The sequence below is a fragment of the Parafannyhessea umbonata genome (genome assembly GCF_900105025.1).
Taxonomy (GTDB): domain Bacteria; phylum Actinomycetota; class Coriobacteriia; order Coriobacteriales; family Atopobiaceae; genus Parafannyhessea; species Parafannyhessea umbonata.
This window is the reverse complement of record NZ_LT629759.1, coordinates 1,999,632-2,012,712: the sequence shown is the minus strand read 5'-3', so window position 1 is coordinate 2,012,712 and position 13,081 is coordinate 1,999,632. Positions and strand designations below refer to the sequence as shown.

Here is a 13,081-nt window from a genome sequence, read left to right as displayed (position 1 = left end):
TAGTAGGATGACTGGCGCGTGCCAGGTTCTGAAGGAGGACGACATGAGCGCAAAGGGCGCATTTGGATTCGTTGCGGGCGGCATTCTTGGTGCGGCAGCTGGCGTGGTAGCGGGCATCCTGCTGGCGCCGCGCTCCGGTGCGGAGAGCAGGGCCATGGCGGCGGACGCCATGAACGACGCCTGGGACACCGCGGTCGACTCCTACGAGCGCGGCTCCCGCGTGGTGAGCGAGAAGATCGGCTCTCGTCCCGGCATGGACGTCACGGCCGACGAGCTCCGCGCGAAGGTCGACCTCGCGCGCGAGCGCATGGAGCAGCTTCGTGATTCGCTGTCCGACGCCGTGACAACCACGTCCTCCCAGGTGCAGGACGTCGTCAACTCCGCGGCAGACAAGGTCGTCTCCGCAAGCGACGCCGCCACTCCCGCGGGCGAGACTCAGGCGGAGGGCGTCCACGTAGAGGTCGTGGACGGCAACACCGAGGAGTAGTCTTTCTCGTCCAGACGTACAGGAAGTCGGGCGTGGTGCGCACCCTGCACCACGCCCGTTGCATTAGGGCGCAGCGCCCGCCCGGGGGTAGCGCTCATGGAGGTTGGTTCGATGCTTCGCGTCGCAGACGTCGTCGGTCTCAAGGTGTTCAAGAGCAAGAAGACCCGCAAGGGCGAGGAGAAGTACTCCAAGCTCGGGAAGGTCCACATGGCGGTGTTCTCGCCGGATGGCATGAGCGTCGTGGGCTTCACCGTCAAGCGCCCGGACGTCGTCGGCATGGTCAAGCGTCCGGACTTCTTCATGGCGCGCGACGCGTTTGGCGTGATCGAGAGGGGCCTCCTGCTTACGGACGAGCGCGACGGCGTGGACGATCGCGCCTGCGAGCGCCTTGGGATCGACTGGGACGCGTGCATCATGTGGACGGGCATGGACGCCCGCACGTCGGACGGCAAGGACCTTGGCTACGTCAACAACGCCGTGTTCGACGCGCAGTCGGGCAGGGTGCAGAAGTTCTGCGTGGGCGACGGCGGCGTTGCGCAGTCGCTCGTTGGATCGCTCGAGATTCCCGCGGACATGGTACGTGGCTACAGCAAGGGCTACATGATCGTCGACCCCAAGGCAGCCAGCCTCAAGCTCAGTGGCGGTGCTGCCGCCGTCGCGGGCGAGGGCTACGCAAAGGCAAAGGTAGCTGGTAAGAAGACTGCCCAGAAGGCCGGCGCCGCCGCGTCCGTCGCCGTGGACAAGGGCTCGTTCGCGCTCGGGCGCGCACTTGGCAAAGCGAAGCGCGCCATCGACGACGTCCGTGCCGATTCCGCGCAGGAAGAGGCGTCGCAGGAGCAGCTTCCCGCAAGGCGGGCGGCGGACGTGAGCGTCTCTGCCCCCAGCGAGCCCGCGACGCTGCGCATGTCGCAAGGCGAACGCGAGCGGCGCGCGGATTCCGTCAAGACGTATGCGCCGGCCGGCGAGAAGAACGCGACCCCCGCTGCCGACACGACCCCTGCCGCGCAGGCGGCCACAAAGCCGCGGCCCGCAAAGCAGGCTTGCGCAGGCAAGCCAGCGGCAAAGAAGGCGCCCGTGAAGACCGCTGCCAAGAAGAAGTCCACCTCCGATGCCGCGGCACGTGCCGTCGGCAAAGAGCTGGGCAAGATGGGCAGCATGTTCGGATCGTTCATGGACGAGTACAAGAAGGCCAGCAAGTAGCAGGCGGCAAGAGCCTGTAACAAGCGACGGGCGAGTGCGAAGACGCACCCGCCCGTATTGTTGCTCCTACGCCTGCAGAAGGCCTCCTACTGGCCTCTGCCTTTGCCGAAGAACGCTGTTGGGTCGCCTGCTAGAACCCCAGTGCCTGCAGCACGAACATGACGATGGTGAACACGGTCACCGCCACGATCGTGAGCCAGGTCAGGACGTTCCACGCGCGCCCGTTTGCGTGTCCGCGCATCACGTGGCGGTCGCTTGCGATAAACACCATGCATGCCAGCAGGATGGGCAGCATCACGCCGTTGATGACCTGCGAAACCATCATGATGCCAAACAGGCTCACGTTGGGAATCATGATGATGACGGCGGAAAGTATGGTGATGGCCGTGATGATGCCGCGGTAGACCGGCGCCTCGCGCCACGTGCGGTCCGCGCCACGCTCCCAGCCAAACGCCTCGCACACTGCGCTCGCGGTGATGCCCGGCAGCACGCATGCCGCGAGGAACGAGGCCCCTACCAGGCCAATCGCAAACAGGAGAGACGAGTACTGCCCCGCGAGCGGCACAAGCGCCTTCGCGGCGTCCGCGGCGGTTTCGATCTTGATTCCCGCGGGAAACAGGACCGTTCCCGTGGTGAGGATGATGAACCACGTAACGATCTCTGCCGCGACCGCGCCCGAGACGTTGTCCACGCGCTGGCCGGGGATGTCGCTCGCGTCCAGGTTCTTCTCCACCACGTTGCTCGAGACCATGAAGATCATGTACGGCGAGATAGTGGTGCCGATGTTCGCCACCAGAAGCGACACGTAATGCGGGTCGCTCGAGAAACTGGGTACCACGGTGTCGTGCAGCGCGGTGAGCCAGTCCGGCTTCGCCAGGAAGCCAGCCGCAATGTAGGTCAGAAAGACGCAGCTCAGCGCAAGGAGCACCTTTTCTATCCTACGATACGAGCCGCTCATGGCGAGCATCCACGTCACGATGGCGCTTACGGGCACGCTCACCTGCAGGGGAACGCCAAACAGCTGCATGCCAGAGGCGATGCCCGCAAACTCGGAAAGCGTGACGGCAAAGTTCGACACAATAAGCGAGAGCATCGCCACGGCGCTCACGCGCACGCCAAAGCGCTCGCGAATGAGCGACGCGAAGCCCTTTCCCGTGGCGCAGCCCATGCGGGCCGCGGTCTCCTGCACCACGATGAGCAGCAGGCACATGATGGGAACGGTCCAGATCATGCCAAGCCCGTAGGTTGCGCCCGTGGTGGAGTACGTCGCGATGCCGCCGGCGTCGTTTCCCGCAAACGCGGTCAGGAGTCCCGGCCCCATGGACGCGAGTATGGCTGCCAGCTGCGCCTTCCTGCGCGCGTCCGTCTTGCCCGCCATGCTATGCGCCCCAGACGCCCAAAAGGATGCAGCAGACAACTGCAAACACCACGAGTGCGATGGTCATGGCGACCAGGGAAAGCGTCATGCCCGAGGTCTCCAGGTTCTTCTCGTCGCGTTTCCTCAACACCGCGAGATAGACGGGAATGCTGATGAAAGATATCAGGATGCTCACGACGGCGGCGCTCACGCCCTTGGACGTCGCGGCGAGCGCTCCCACGGCGTTGCCAAGCACGTTCGTGGCGAGCGCCATTCCCACAAGGCCCACCAGCGCGGAGAACACGATGCCCAGCCCCAGCCCCTTCAGCACGAAGCCCAGGGTGGACGGCGCGTCCTCGTCGTCGGGGTCGTATTCCAAGAACGAGCTCGTCGCGTAGCTGGCCGCATCGCTCGCAGCAATCACGGCCACGGGCAGCGACGTCGTCAGCAACAGCGCGTTCGCGGCTCCCAAGGTGGGCGAGAAGAACGCGGCCAGCGCGGCTGCGCCCAGCATCCAGAAGAAGAACCACGCCTCGTTGCGCATGAGCCAGACCAGGCCCTCGAGGCTGCGGTGGTCGTCGGAGTCGCTCGTGGTGGCGCCGGCGATGCGCAGGTCCTCCGCGTGCTCGTCCTCCAGCACGTCGAGCGCGTCGTCTACGGTCACGATGCCCAGCAGGCGCTTGTTGTCGTCCACGACGGGTAGCGCCACCAGGTTGTACTTTGCTATGTCCTCCGCCACGTCCTCCTGGTCCTCGTCCGGACTCGCGGTGATGAGGTCGTCGTCGATCGCGATGGCGGAAAGCCGGTCCGTGGGGTTCGCGATCGCGAGCGCCTTCAGCGTTACGACGCCGGAAAGGCGGCCCTCGTCATCCGTCAGATAGATGTAGTAGACGGTCTCGAAGTCGTCTTCCAGGTTGCGGAGCTTCTCGACGGCGTCCGCCGCGGTCGCGTCCTCCGGAAGCGACACCACCTCGGACGTCATGATGCGCCCCGCGGTGTCCTCGCGGTATCCCAGCAGCTGGCGAATGGCCTTCTGCTCCTTCACGCCCATCAGGCGCAGCAGCTTCTCGGCTTTGTCGTAGTCCAGCTCGCTCACAAGCTCGGCCGCGTCGTCCGGGTCCATCTCGGACAGCATGCGCGACGCGTCGGTCTCCTCCATGTCGCCCATGATCTCGGCGGCCATGGCATCGTCGTCGAACTCGGCCATCGTCTCGCTGGCCTGCTCGTCGTCCAGCTGCGCAAACACCTGGCCGCGCAGGCGCGGGTCAAGTCGCTCCAGGATGTCCGCGATGTCCGCGGGGTGCATGTCGTCCAGCGTCTTGTGCGATACGGACAGCTTCACGTTGGAAAGGTCCCTGTCCAGCAGGTCCATGTAGTTCCAGGCGATGATCTTCTCGGGGATGGGCTTTCCCAGCGCGCGCGATATCTTCAGCACCACGCGCTCGAACCCGGGCGACAGCGAGCGCAGCAGCCCGCGGACGCCCACCTCCGCGCCCAGCAGGCGCAGCTGAGAAGAGCTCGTGTCGCTCAGCTTCAAGTCGTTCACGCGCACGACGCGCAGGCCGCGCGTATCGACGATCTGCTTGTTCAGGAGGTCTCGCGCCACGAGGACCTCGTTCGGCTGCAGGTACGAGAACCTAATGTCGGTCGCGACCACCTTCAGCTGAACCTTGTCGTCGTCGAACGAGTCCACGTACTTGCGCCAGCTGATCATGAGCGGCGTCTTGCCGGGGCCCTCCACGGCAAGCGCCGTCACGCGCGGAAACACCTCGCCCGTGGCGATGCCAAGGTCGTTGACCTTGCCGATCTTCTCGCCGTCGAGGTCGTAAACGGGATTTCCCAGCATCTGGGACAGATAGATCATGCGTGCTCCTTAGTTGGTATGCAACGCGCCGGAAGCGCGGCGCGGCGACTCCAGAACCACCCTCCGGCGCCACCAACTGGGCACGCCCGAGGGTCATCGACTGTGAGGTCGAGGTTTCATCAAAGACCCTTCTCGTAGACTGCAGATGCGCCCGCCCGAGGGCGAGCCATGAAAACCGTACGTATTGTACACGCGAACGGGCAGGTTTCTGCAACGGTAGCGCAAGCAGAATGCAAGGTGCACAAAACCGCGTGCGAAAAAGGGGAGAAGAACGGCCACGACGGCTCGCTCTTCTCCCCTTGGGGAAAGCTTGCTGCGCCTGCGACGCTAGAACTTGACCTGCGGCGCCTGGCGAACGGAGGCGTCCGTCACCTCGAAGCCCTGGCGCGTCTTGAACTTTGAGCCGGCCACGATGTTGCCGGGGAAGGTCTCGATCGCGTTGTTGTATTCCAGCACGCAGTCGTTGAAGCTCTGACGCGCGTAGACAATCTTGTTCTCCGTCTCGGAGAGCTCTGCCTGCAGCTGCTGGAAGTTGGTGTTTGCCTTGAGGTCGGGGTACGCCTCGGCCACGGCAAACAGCGACTTCAGGGTGCCGCTCAGGATGTTGGAGGCCTCCATCTTGCCCTCGGGCGTGGTTGCGTTCATGACGGCGGAGCGTGCCTGCGTCACGGCCTCGAGCGTCTTGGACTCGTGCGAGGCATAGCCCTTCACGGTCTCCACCAGGTTGGGGATGAGGTCGTTCCTGCGCTGCAGCTGGGCGTCGATGGTCTGCCAGGCGTTATCGCAGCGGTTGTCCTTCTGGACGATCCCGTTGTAAAGCGAGATGAACCAGAGCGCAAGCACGACCACGATCGCAATGATGACAATGGCAAGCGGCATAAGGCGTCCTTCCTGTGGGAGGTTGGTCTGTAGGCAGAGTATACCCAGAGTGGTCGCGTTGGTCTTGCGAGCGGGAAATCGTCTTCGGCAAGGGGGCGCGCATGGCGCGCAGAAGCATGGCCAGGCGCTACGCCAAGCGTGCGCCCTTGGCCTTTGCAAGGCCTCTGAGCTTGGGATCTTCCCTCTCCATAAACACGGCGTCAAAATCTGAGGGGCTTGCGTAGCGGTGGGTGCCCCGCACGCCAAACTTGCTGCTGTCTGCCAGGAGGAAGCGATGCGCGGAGTTGCGCATGACCGTCTGCTTCACCAGGCGGTCGTCCATGTCAAAGGTGCTCACGGAGCCTTGCGCGAGGTCTATCCCAAGTGCGCCAAAGAACGCCTTGTCAAAGCTGATGGGCTCGAGCATCGCGAGGGTTGCCGCGCCCAGAAACCCGTTGAACTCGCGGTTGACGTTGCCGCCGGTGCCTATGACCGTGAGCCCCTCGTTTGCGCAGAGCGCCTGAAGCGCGTCGATTCCGTTTGAGACCACGACGCAGTGCCTGTGGCTCTGTGCCAGCAGGCGGGCGAGCGCGAGCGTCGTGGTGGAGATGTCGATGAAGATGGTCTCGCCGTCGACGATCTGCTCGTACGCCTTGAGCGCGATGGCGCGCTTCTGCTCGAGCCGCACGCTCAGACGACCTCGCAGGTCGTGCTCCGGGGCGGTTGCGATGCTGGTGGCGCCGCCGTACACGCGCCGCAGCATGCCCTCCCCGTCAAGCCGACGCAGGTCCTTGCGGATGCAGTCCGGCGTGACGAGGAAGTTTTCCGCAAGCTCCGACACCGTGACGCGCCCGTGCTGCGAAACGAGTGCGACGATGGCGTCCTGCCTTTCTCGCGCGAACATGGCACCTCGATAAAAAACAATAGAAAACGATAAACATGTGCAGATAAAAGATAGCAGAAATGAAGGAACGAGTGAGAAAAACGCAGGTAAAGCTATACGAAAATCAACCCTGAAAGCTAACGCGCAGCAATTGCAAGCAATATAGAATGAGGCTGTAAACGTGGTCAGACCGTAAGACGAATGAAAGAGAGGGCCCCATGGACGACTTCGAGCTCTACCTTGACACCGCTGACATCGATGCGATTAAGGAGCTGGACCAGATCCTGAACGTGCAGGGCGTGACGACGAACCCAAGCATCCTTGCGAAGACCGGCGAGGACCCACTGGTTGCCGTCCAGAAGATAATCGACTACTTCACCCCGGAGCAGAAGATCTTCATGCAGGTGGTTTCCACGGACCTGCAGGGCATCCTGGACGAGGCGCACTTCATCGCATCGCTCAGGCCTAAGAACATGTGCCCGAAGATTCCCGTGAGCCACAACGGCCTCAAGGCCATCAAGCAGCTGGAGTCTGAGGGCATCCAGTGCCTGGCGACCTCGATTTACAGCGCGGACGCCGGGTTCATGGCGGCGCACAACGGCGCGGAGTACCTTGCGCCCTACGTCAACCGTATGTGCAACTACGGCGGCGGCATGCAAGACGTCTGCGACCTGGTGGACATGCTCGCGATGCAGAACTCCAAGACCAAGGTGCTTGGCGCCTCGTTCAAGAACACGGACCAGGTGCACGCGCTGATCGCGGCAGGCATGCAGGCAGTGACGCTGCCGGTGGACGTGGCGTACAACATGATTGGCCACCCCGGCGTGAAGATCGCGGTGGATGAGTTCACTGCCAACTGGCAGAAGGCTTACGGGCGCACGACGCTTCGCGCGTAAGGGCCGCCGGGCGCCGCGTCGGCGCGCACATATATAAGAGTGTCGCCAACGGGGGTCTGCCGAGCGCGGACCCCCGTTCTTCTCGCCGCGGACGCTACAGGGGGAGCGAGCGGTACGTGGGTATGCCCATGCGGCGGAGCGAGTCGAGCACGGCAGGGTCTTTGGAGTCCGTGACGACGGCGGAGAAGTCTTTGAGCGAGGCGAAGCGGAACAGGCCCTTGACCTGGAACTTTCTTGCGTCCGCAAGGAGGAACTTGTAGGACGCGTTATGGATGACGCGCTCCTTTACGGAGCCGCTGTCGATGTTGTTGCAGGTGACTGCCGCGAGGTCCAGGTTGACGCCGCTGGCTCCGATGAATGCCTTCGAGAAGAGCAGCGGCTCGAGCATGCTGATGGTGGTGTCGCCGACGAAGCCGTTGAGCTGAACGTTGAGGTAGCCGCCCGTGCCGAGGGCCGTGACGTGCTTCAGGTTCGAGAGCTTCTGTAGCACCTCGATCATGTTGGTGGTGACGATGACCTGCTTGTCGCCGCGGGCGATGAGGTCGGCGAGGAAGGTGTTCGTGCGCGAGATGTCGAGGAAGATGGAGTCGCCGTCGTGAATCTCGAGGTAGGCCCTCTTTGCGACGGCCAGCCTGCCGGCATCCTCCGCGCTTAGCGGGACAGAGGGCATCTGGGGCACGGCGCTTTGCGTGGCGCTGCGAGCGGGCTGCGGGGAAGGGGGCTCGTCCTTCTCGCCAATGCGCGTGGCGCCGCCGTACACGCGGTTGCACTTGCCTTCCTTCGCAAGTGCCTGCAGGTCCTTGCGGATGCTGTCCATCCCAACGCCAAAGCGAGACGCGAGGTCATCGACCTCGACCCGACCATACTGGTCGAGAAGGTCAAGAATCTTTGCGCGACGCTCGCCTCGGAACAAGGGACACCTGCCTCTCTGGAAGCCCTATGAATGGTAACGTGCCGCCCGCCAGAGACACAAAGACGACACTAACAGCTTAAAGCTGGAACAAAATTGGAACAAGCAGAAGAAACTGGAAAAACTTAGTTGCAAATCTGGAAAAAACTGGAATAGAATATGGACGTTCTAAGAAACGTGCAGGATGAAATGAAATTGGCTTACAAAGAATTATGATGCCTTCAAATTTCGTCCACACGGAAACGAAGGAGTTCACATGGCGCTCACTATGTCGGACATGCTCAAGCGCGAGAACGTTCAGATCGTCGACTCTTGCAAGGACTGGGAGGATTCCGTCCACGTGGCGGTACAGCCGCTCGTCGACGGTGGCTATGTGAAGCCCGAGTACATCGACGGGATTATCCAGAACGCCAAGGAGCTTGGCCCCTACTTCGTCCTGGTTCCCGACCTGGCGCTGCTGCACGCGCGTCCCGAGCAGGGCGCGATCAAGAAGCAGCTTGCCGTTACCGTCGTCCGCAAGGGCGTCGAGTTCAAGAAGGGCGAGCCGTGCCGCGTGCTCGTCACCCTGGCCGCGGAGGACTCTGACTCGCACATCGACGTCATGAGGATTCTGGCCAGCATGTTCGCGGACCCAGCGAACATCGAGAAGGTCGCAACCGCCGAGACGGCGGACGACGTCTATAGCCTGTTCGTCAATTTCCCTGCTGCATAACGAGGACGGCTGGGAGTTGGTGTAGGGACTGTAAGTAAGTACGAGTTAAAAAGGGGGAATCATGGCAGTACTTGGTTTTATTGTCAACATTCTGTCTACGCCGGCAATCCTTGTCGGCCTGCTCGCCCTTCTCGGCCTTGTCCTTCAGGGCAAGCCGGCGGAGGACGTGCTCAAGGGTACCATCAAGACCATCGTGGGCTTCCTGGTTCTTGGCGCAGGCTCTTCGTTCCTGCAGTCGGATTCGCTGCTGGCCTTCGGTCAGGTCTTCAACTACGCCTTCAACATGCAGGGCGTCGTTCCCAACAACGAGGCGGTCGTCGCCGACGCGTTGAAGAACTTTGGTTCCGACTCCGCCATTGTCATGGCCTGCGGCATGGTTCTCAACATCGTCCTCGCGCGCTTCTCCCGTATGCCGTACATCTTCCTGACCGGTCACCACACCCTGTACATGGCCTGCATGCTCACCGTCATCCTCGGTGGCGCCGGCGGTCTGACCGGTCCCGCGCTGTGGATCGCGGCTGGCAGCATCCTTGGCCTCATCATGGTGCTGTCCCCGGCCTACTGCCAGGTTACCTATCGTAAGGTGACCGGTGGCGACGCTATCGCGCTCGGCCACTTTGGTGGCATCGGCTACTGGTTCGCGGGCGTGATCGGCAAGCTCTTCGCGAAGGACCCCAACCGCAAGAGCACCGAGGAGATCAACTTCTCCAAGCGTCTCATCTTCCTGCGTGACACCACCGTCTCCATCGGCATCACCATGTTCTTCCTGTTCCTCATCGTGACTGGCGTTGCCGTTGCCCGTGGCATCCTCAACGTCGACCCCACGAACGAGGCCTACTCCCACCTTGGCGTCCTCCTGAACTACAACCAGGAGACCACGACGAACTGGATTGTCTGGTGCATCACTGCTGGCCTGTCCTTCTCTGGTGGCGTCTACATCATCCTGTCCGGCGTCCGTCTGATCATCGGCGAGATCGTCCCCGCCTTCAAGGGCATCGCTGACAAGCTCGTCCCTGGCGCGAAGCCCGCCCTGGACTGCCCCGTCGCCTTCACCTACGCACCCAACGCCGTTATCATCGGCTTCCTGTCCTCGTTCGTCGGCGGCATCGTTGGCCTGCTCATCCTCGTGGGCGTCAACGCCGCGATCCCCGTTGCCCTCATCCTCCCCGGCGTCGTTCCTCACTTCTTCTGCGGTGCTACCGCAGGCGTCTTCGGCAACGCCGAGGGTGGCCTGAAGGGCTGCATTGCGGGCGCGTTCGCACACGGCCTGCTCATCACCTTCCTTCCCGCAGTCTGCATGCCCGTCTTCACGAACCTCGGCTACACCGGAACCACCTTCTCCGACGCCGACTTCTCCTGGCTCGGTATCGTGTTCGGCAACCTCGTACACTTCGCCGGTGGCGCCGTCCTGGTCATCATCTGCGTCGTGCTCTACCTGCTGCCGATCATCTACAACTTCGTGGCTCCCAAGAAGGAGGCCAAGGAGGCGTAGCCTGCCGGTGGGTTCGGTAAAGCGTCTCTAGCTCTTGCGAGCTTTCAGGGCCGGGGACCTCAGGTCTCCGGCCTCTTTTTCGCGCTTTGCGGTGGCTCGATGGCGTCAGTTGACGGCTGTTCGTCATCGTGGCCGCAACGGGTAAGATAGGTTTCAAATCCATTTCGTTGCCACAGGGGCGGCGAAGGTTTCCAAAAAGGAGAATGCAAGATGGCTATCCACAAGATTCTGTGCTGCTGCGGATCTGGTCTGGGCTCCAGCCTCATTGTCCACATGAACACCGAGGAGGTCGTCAAGAAGCTCGGCCACCCCGAGATCGAGGTCGACCACTCCACGATCTCTGACATTCACGAGGGCGCTGCGGACCTGTTCGTCGTGGGCGGCGACCTCGCAGACTTCGTCAACAACATCCCCGACGACAAGAAGATCATCCTCAAGAACATCCTCGACAAGAACGAGCTCGAGGAGAAGCTTAAGGCCCACCTCGGATAGCGACGCTTTCAAGGCCAGGCACCCAAGGCGCCTGGCCGTTTTATGAGAAGAGCATAAGGAGTGAAAGTGGAAGAAAAGCAGTACAACGACATCAAGCTGCTGGCGGCCAAGGTGCGCCGCGACGTAGTCGCGATGCTCCAGCACCGCGGCTACGGCCACGTCGGTGGGTCCCTCTCGCTGGTCGAGGCCTACGCGGTCCTCTATGGCAAACAGATGAAGTATGATCCCAAGAATCCGAAGTGGGAGGAGCGCGACCGCATCGTCCTGTCCAAGGGCCATGCCGGTCCCGTGGCATACTCCACCCTTGCCGAGGTCGGCTTCTTCCCGACCGAGTGGCTGTACACCCTGAACGACGGCGGCACGAGGCTTCCGTCCCACACCGACCGCCTGAAGACCCCGGGCATCGACGCCACCACGGGTTCGCTCGGCCAGGGTACCTCCGAGGCCGTGGGCATCGCCCTCGCGCTCGACAAGAAGGGCTCTGACGCCTACACGTACCTGTTCGTGGGCGACGGCGAGCTCAACGAGGGCCAGTGCTGGGAGTCCTTCCAGTTTGCCGCGGCGAACAAACTGCACAACCTCATCGTGTTCATTGACGACAACAAGCGCCAGCTCGACGGCTGGACGAAGGACGTCATGAACCCGTTCGACATCGCCGAGAAGATGCGCGCATTCGGCTTCAACACTCAGAGGGTTGATGGCCAGGACATCGTCGCCGTGGACGCCGCCATCACCGAGGCGAAGCAGAACAAGAAGTCCGCCAACTGCATCGTCCTCGACACCGTGAAGGGCGCGGGCATCCCCTACTTCGAGGAGACCGAGTCCAACCACTCCATGAAGTGGAACAACGACGAGATTAACGCCGCGACCGACGAGGCGATCAAGAAGCTCAACGAGGAGATCGAAGGGGGTGAGGCGTAATGTTCAAGCTCGCAGAGGACTTCGGTGCCGCAGGCACCCCGTATCGCGACGCCTTCAACAACACCCTCATCGATGTCATCAAGAATGACGACAGGGTGTACATGCTCGAGGCTGATCTTGGCGGCGCCTCAGGCACGCTCAAGATCCAGAAGGAGTGCCCTGGACACTTCGTCGAGATGGGCATCTCCGAGCAGGACATGATGGGCACCGCGGCGGGCATGAGCTCCGAGGGCCTGATTCCCTTCGTGCACACCTTTGGTCCGTTCGCGACGCGCCGCGCCTTCGACCAGGTCTACCTGTCCGGCGGCTACGCGCACAACACCATCAACATCTGGGGCTCCGATCCTGGATTCACGGTGGGCGCAAACGGTGGCACTCACACCACCTGGGAGGACATGGCGCTCATGCGCACCATCCCCGGGTCCGTCGTGTGCGATGCCGCTGACCCCGTCCAGATGGCCTGGATCGTCCGCGAGTTCGCGAAGACCCCCGGTATCAACTACGTGCGCGCCGGCCGCAAGGCGTCGTTCAAGGTGTATGCGGAGGGCTCGACCTTCGAGCTTGGCAAGGGCAACGTCATCAAGCAGGGTTCCGACGTACTCGTCGTCTCGCAGGGCCAGTTGCTGAAAGACGCTATGGAGGCCGCGAAGTCCCTGGACGAGCAGGGTATCTCCACCGAGGTCATCGACATGTTCTGCGTGAAGCCGCTCGATGTCGACCTGCTTCTGAGCGAGGCTACCGGCAAGAAGGCCGTCGTCACGTTCGAGAACCACGGCGTCATTGGCGGCCTGGGCGACGCATGCGCGTCCGCGCTCATGGAGGCCGGCGTATCCGTGCCGTTCAAGCGTCACGGCGTCGTCGAGAGCTTCGGCCAGGTGGGCACCATGGACTGGCTGCAGAAGGAGTTCAAGCTGACCGCGGCCGACCTTGAACAGACCGTGAAGGCTCTTCTCGCCTAGGCGGCTTTTCCCTGTGCCCGCATGGCGCAAGGCATATGCAAGAGAAAATG

Annotated in this window: 13 protein-coding genes; 8 read left to right on the top strand and 5 right to left on the bottom strand. The window is 62.5% G+C overall.

The genetic code is table 11. The features are described from left to right. Positions 1-43: 43 nt before the first annotated feature. Both BLT96_RS09065 and BLT96_RS09060 read left to right on the top strand, forming a co-directional pair. The gene (locus BLT96_RS09065; protein ID WP_090845556.1) at positions 44-487 is read left to right on the top strand and encodes a YtxH domain-containing protein; all 444 of its coding nucleotides are present in this window, start codon (positions 44-46) and stop codon (positions 485-487) included. Between the two features lie 111 nt (positions 488-598). Continuing rightward, positions 599-1,687, top strand: coding sequence for a PRC-barrel domain-containing protein (locus BLT96_RS09060; RefSeq protein ID WP_090863716.1), 1,089 nt, complete (start codon positions 599-601; stop codon positions 1,685-1,687). A 130-nt stretch (positions 1,688-1,817) separates the two neighbouring features. On the opposite strand, the gene BLT96_RS09055 is transcribed toward BLT96_RS09060, so the two are convergent. The 4 genes from BLT96_RS09055 to BLT96_RS09040 form a co-directional block, all read right to left on the bottom strand. Further along, positions 1,818-3,065 (bottom strand): Nramp family divalent metal transporter, encoded by a 1,248-nt coding sequence (locus BLT96_RS09055; protein WP_090863714.1) that lies wholly within the window; start codon positions 3,063-3,065, stop codon positions 1,818-1,820. Between the two features lies 1 nt (position 3,066). Next, positions 3,067-4,908, bottom strand: a complete 1,842-nt coding sequence (locus BLT96_RS09050) for a magnesium transporter MgtE N-terminal domain-containing protein (protein WP_090863712.1) — start codon at positions 4,906-4,908, stop codon at positions 3,067-3,069. 327 nt (positions 4,909-5,235) lie between these two features. Then, entirely contained in the window at positions 5,236-5,787 is a 552-nt protein-coding gene (locus BLT96_RS09045) for a LemA family protein (protein WP_090863710.1), read from the bottom strand. Positions 5,788-5,914: 127 nt separating this feature from the next. Continuing rightward, positions 5,915-6,670, bottom strand: a complete 756-nt coding sequence (locus BLT96_RS09040; protein WP_090863708.1) for a DeoR/GlpR family DNA-binding transcription regulator — start codon at positions 6,668-6,670, stop codon at positions 5,915-5,917. Between the two features lie 197 nt (positions 6,671-6,867). On the opposite strand from BLT96_RS09040, the gene BLT96_RS09035 reads away from it, so the two are divergent. After that, entirely contained in the window at positions 6,868-7,545 is a 678-nt protein-coding gene (locus BLT96_RS09035; protein WP_090845382.1) for a transaldolase family protein, read from the top strand. 94 nt (positions 7,546-7,639) lie between these two features. Here BLT96_RS09035 and BLT96_RS09030 read toward each other — a convergent pair whose 3' ends face one another. After that, the gene (locus BLT96_RS09030) at positions 7,640-8,458 is read right to left on the bottom strand and encodes a DeoR/GlpR family DNA-binding transcription regulator (protein ID WP_090863706.1); all 819 of its coding nucleotides are present in this window, start codon (positions 8,456-8,458) and stop codon (positions 7,640-7,642) included. A 253-nt stretch (positions 8,459-8,711) separates the two neighbouring features. On the opposite strand from BLT96_RS09030, the gene BLT96_RS09025 reads away from it, so the two are divergent. From BLT96_RS09025 to BLT96_RS09005, 5 genes are all read left to right on the top strand, one after another. Then, positions 8,712-9,167, top strand: a complete 456-nt coding sequence (locus BLT96_RS09025) for a PTS sugar transporter subunit IIA (protein WP_229769713.1) — start codon at positions 8,712-8,714, stop codon at positions 9,165-9,167. Positions 9,168-9,228: 61 nt separating this feature from the next. Continuing rightward, complete coding sequence (locus BLT96_RS09020) at positions 9,229-10,659, top strand: PTS ascorbate transporter subunit IIC (protein ID WP_090845386.1); 1,431 nt, start codon at positions 9,229-9,231, stop codon at positions 10,657-10,659. A 210-nt stretch (positions 10,660-10,869) separates the two neighbouring features. Then, positions 10,870-11,151, top strand: coding sequence for a PTS sugar transporter subunit IIB (locus BLT96_RS09015; protein ID WP_090845388.1), 282 nt, complete (start codon positions 10,870-10,872; stop codon positions 11,149-11,151). A gap of 66 nt (positions 11,152-11,217) precedes the next feature. After that, on the top strand, positions 11,218-12,072 hold the full coding sequence (locus tag BLT96_RS09010) for a transketolase (RefSeq protein ID WP_172825004.1): 855 nt from the start codon (positions 11,218-11,220) through the stop codon (positions 12,070-12,072). Then, positions 12,072-13,031: a transketolase family protein gene (locus tag BLT96_RS09005; RefSeq protein ID WP_090863704.1), complete on the top strand. Its 960-nt coding sequence runs from the start codon at positions 12,072-12,074 to the stop codon at positions 13,029-13,031. The genes BLT96_RS09010 and BLT96_RS09005 overlap by 1 nt, the downstream gene beginning before the upstream one ends. Positions 13,032-13,081 lie beyond the last annotated feature (50 nt).

What these genes read in the sequence shown, in the direction of transcription:
- BLT96_RS09065 (WP_090845556.1), top strand. Translation starts at nt 44, where the DNA reads ATGAGCGCAAAGGGCGCATTTGGATTCGTTGCGGGCGGCATTCTTGGT.
- BLT96_RS09005 (WP_090863704.1), top strand. Translation starts at nt 12,072, where the DNA reads ATGTTCAAGCTCGCAGAGGACTTCGGTGCCGCAGGCACCCCGTATCGC.
- BLT96_RS09015 (WP_090845388.1), top strand. Translation starts at nt 10,870, where the DNA reads ATGGCTATCCACAAGATTCTGTGCTGCTGCGGATCTGGTCTGGGCTCC.
- BLT96_RS09040 (WP_090863708.1), bottom strand. Translation starts at nt 6,670, where the DNA reads ATGTTCGCGCGAGAAAGGCAGGACGCCATCGTCGCACTCGTTTCGCAG.
- BLT96_RS09055 (WP_090863714.1), bottom strand. Translation starts at nt 3,065, where the DNA reads ATGGCGGGCAAGACGGACGCGCGCAGGAAGGCGCAGCTGGCAGCCATA.
- BLT96_RS09020 (WP_090845386.1), top strand. Translation starts at nt 9,229, where the DNA reads ATGGCAGTACTTGGTTTTATTGTCAACATTCTGTCTACGCCGGCAATC.
- BLT96_RS09060 (WP_090863716.1), top strand. Translation starts at nt 599, where the DNA reads ATGCTTCGCGTCGCAGACGTCGTCGGTCTCAAGGTGTTCAAGAGCAAG.
- BLT96_RS09025 (WP_229769713.1), top strand. Translation starts at nt 8,712, where the DNA reads ATGGCGCTCACTATGTCGGACATGCTCAAGCGCGAGAACGTTCAGATC.
- BLT96_RS09050 (WP_090863712.1), bottom strand. Translation starts at nt 4,908, where the DNA reads ATGATCTATCTGTCCCAGATGCTGGGAAATCCCGTTTACGACCTCGAC.
- BLT96_RS09045 (WP_090863710.1), bottom strand. Translation starts at nt 5,787, where the DNA reads ATGCCGCTTGCCATTGTCATCATTGCGATCGTGGTCGTGCTTGCGCTC.
- BLT96_RS09035 (WP_090845382.1), top strand. Translation starts at nt 6,868, where the DNA reads ATGGACGACTTCGAGCTCTACCTTGACACCGCTGACATCGATGCGATT.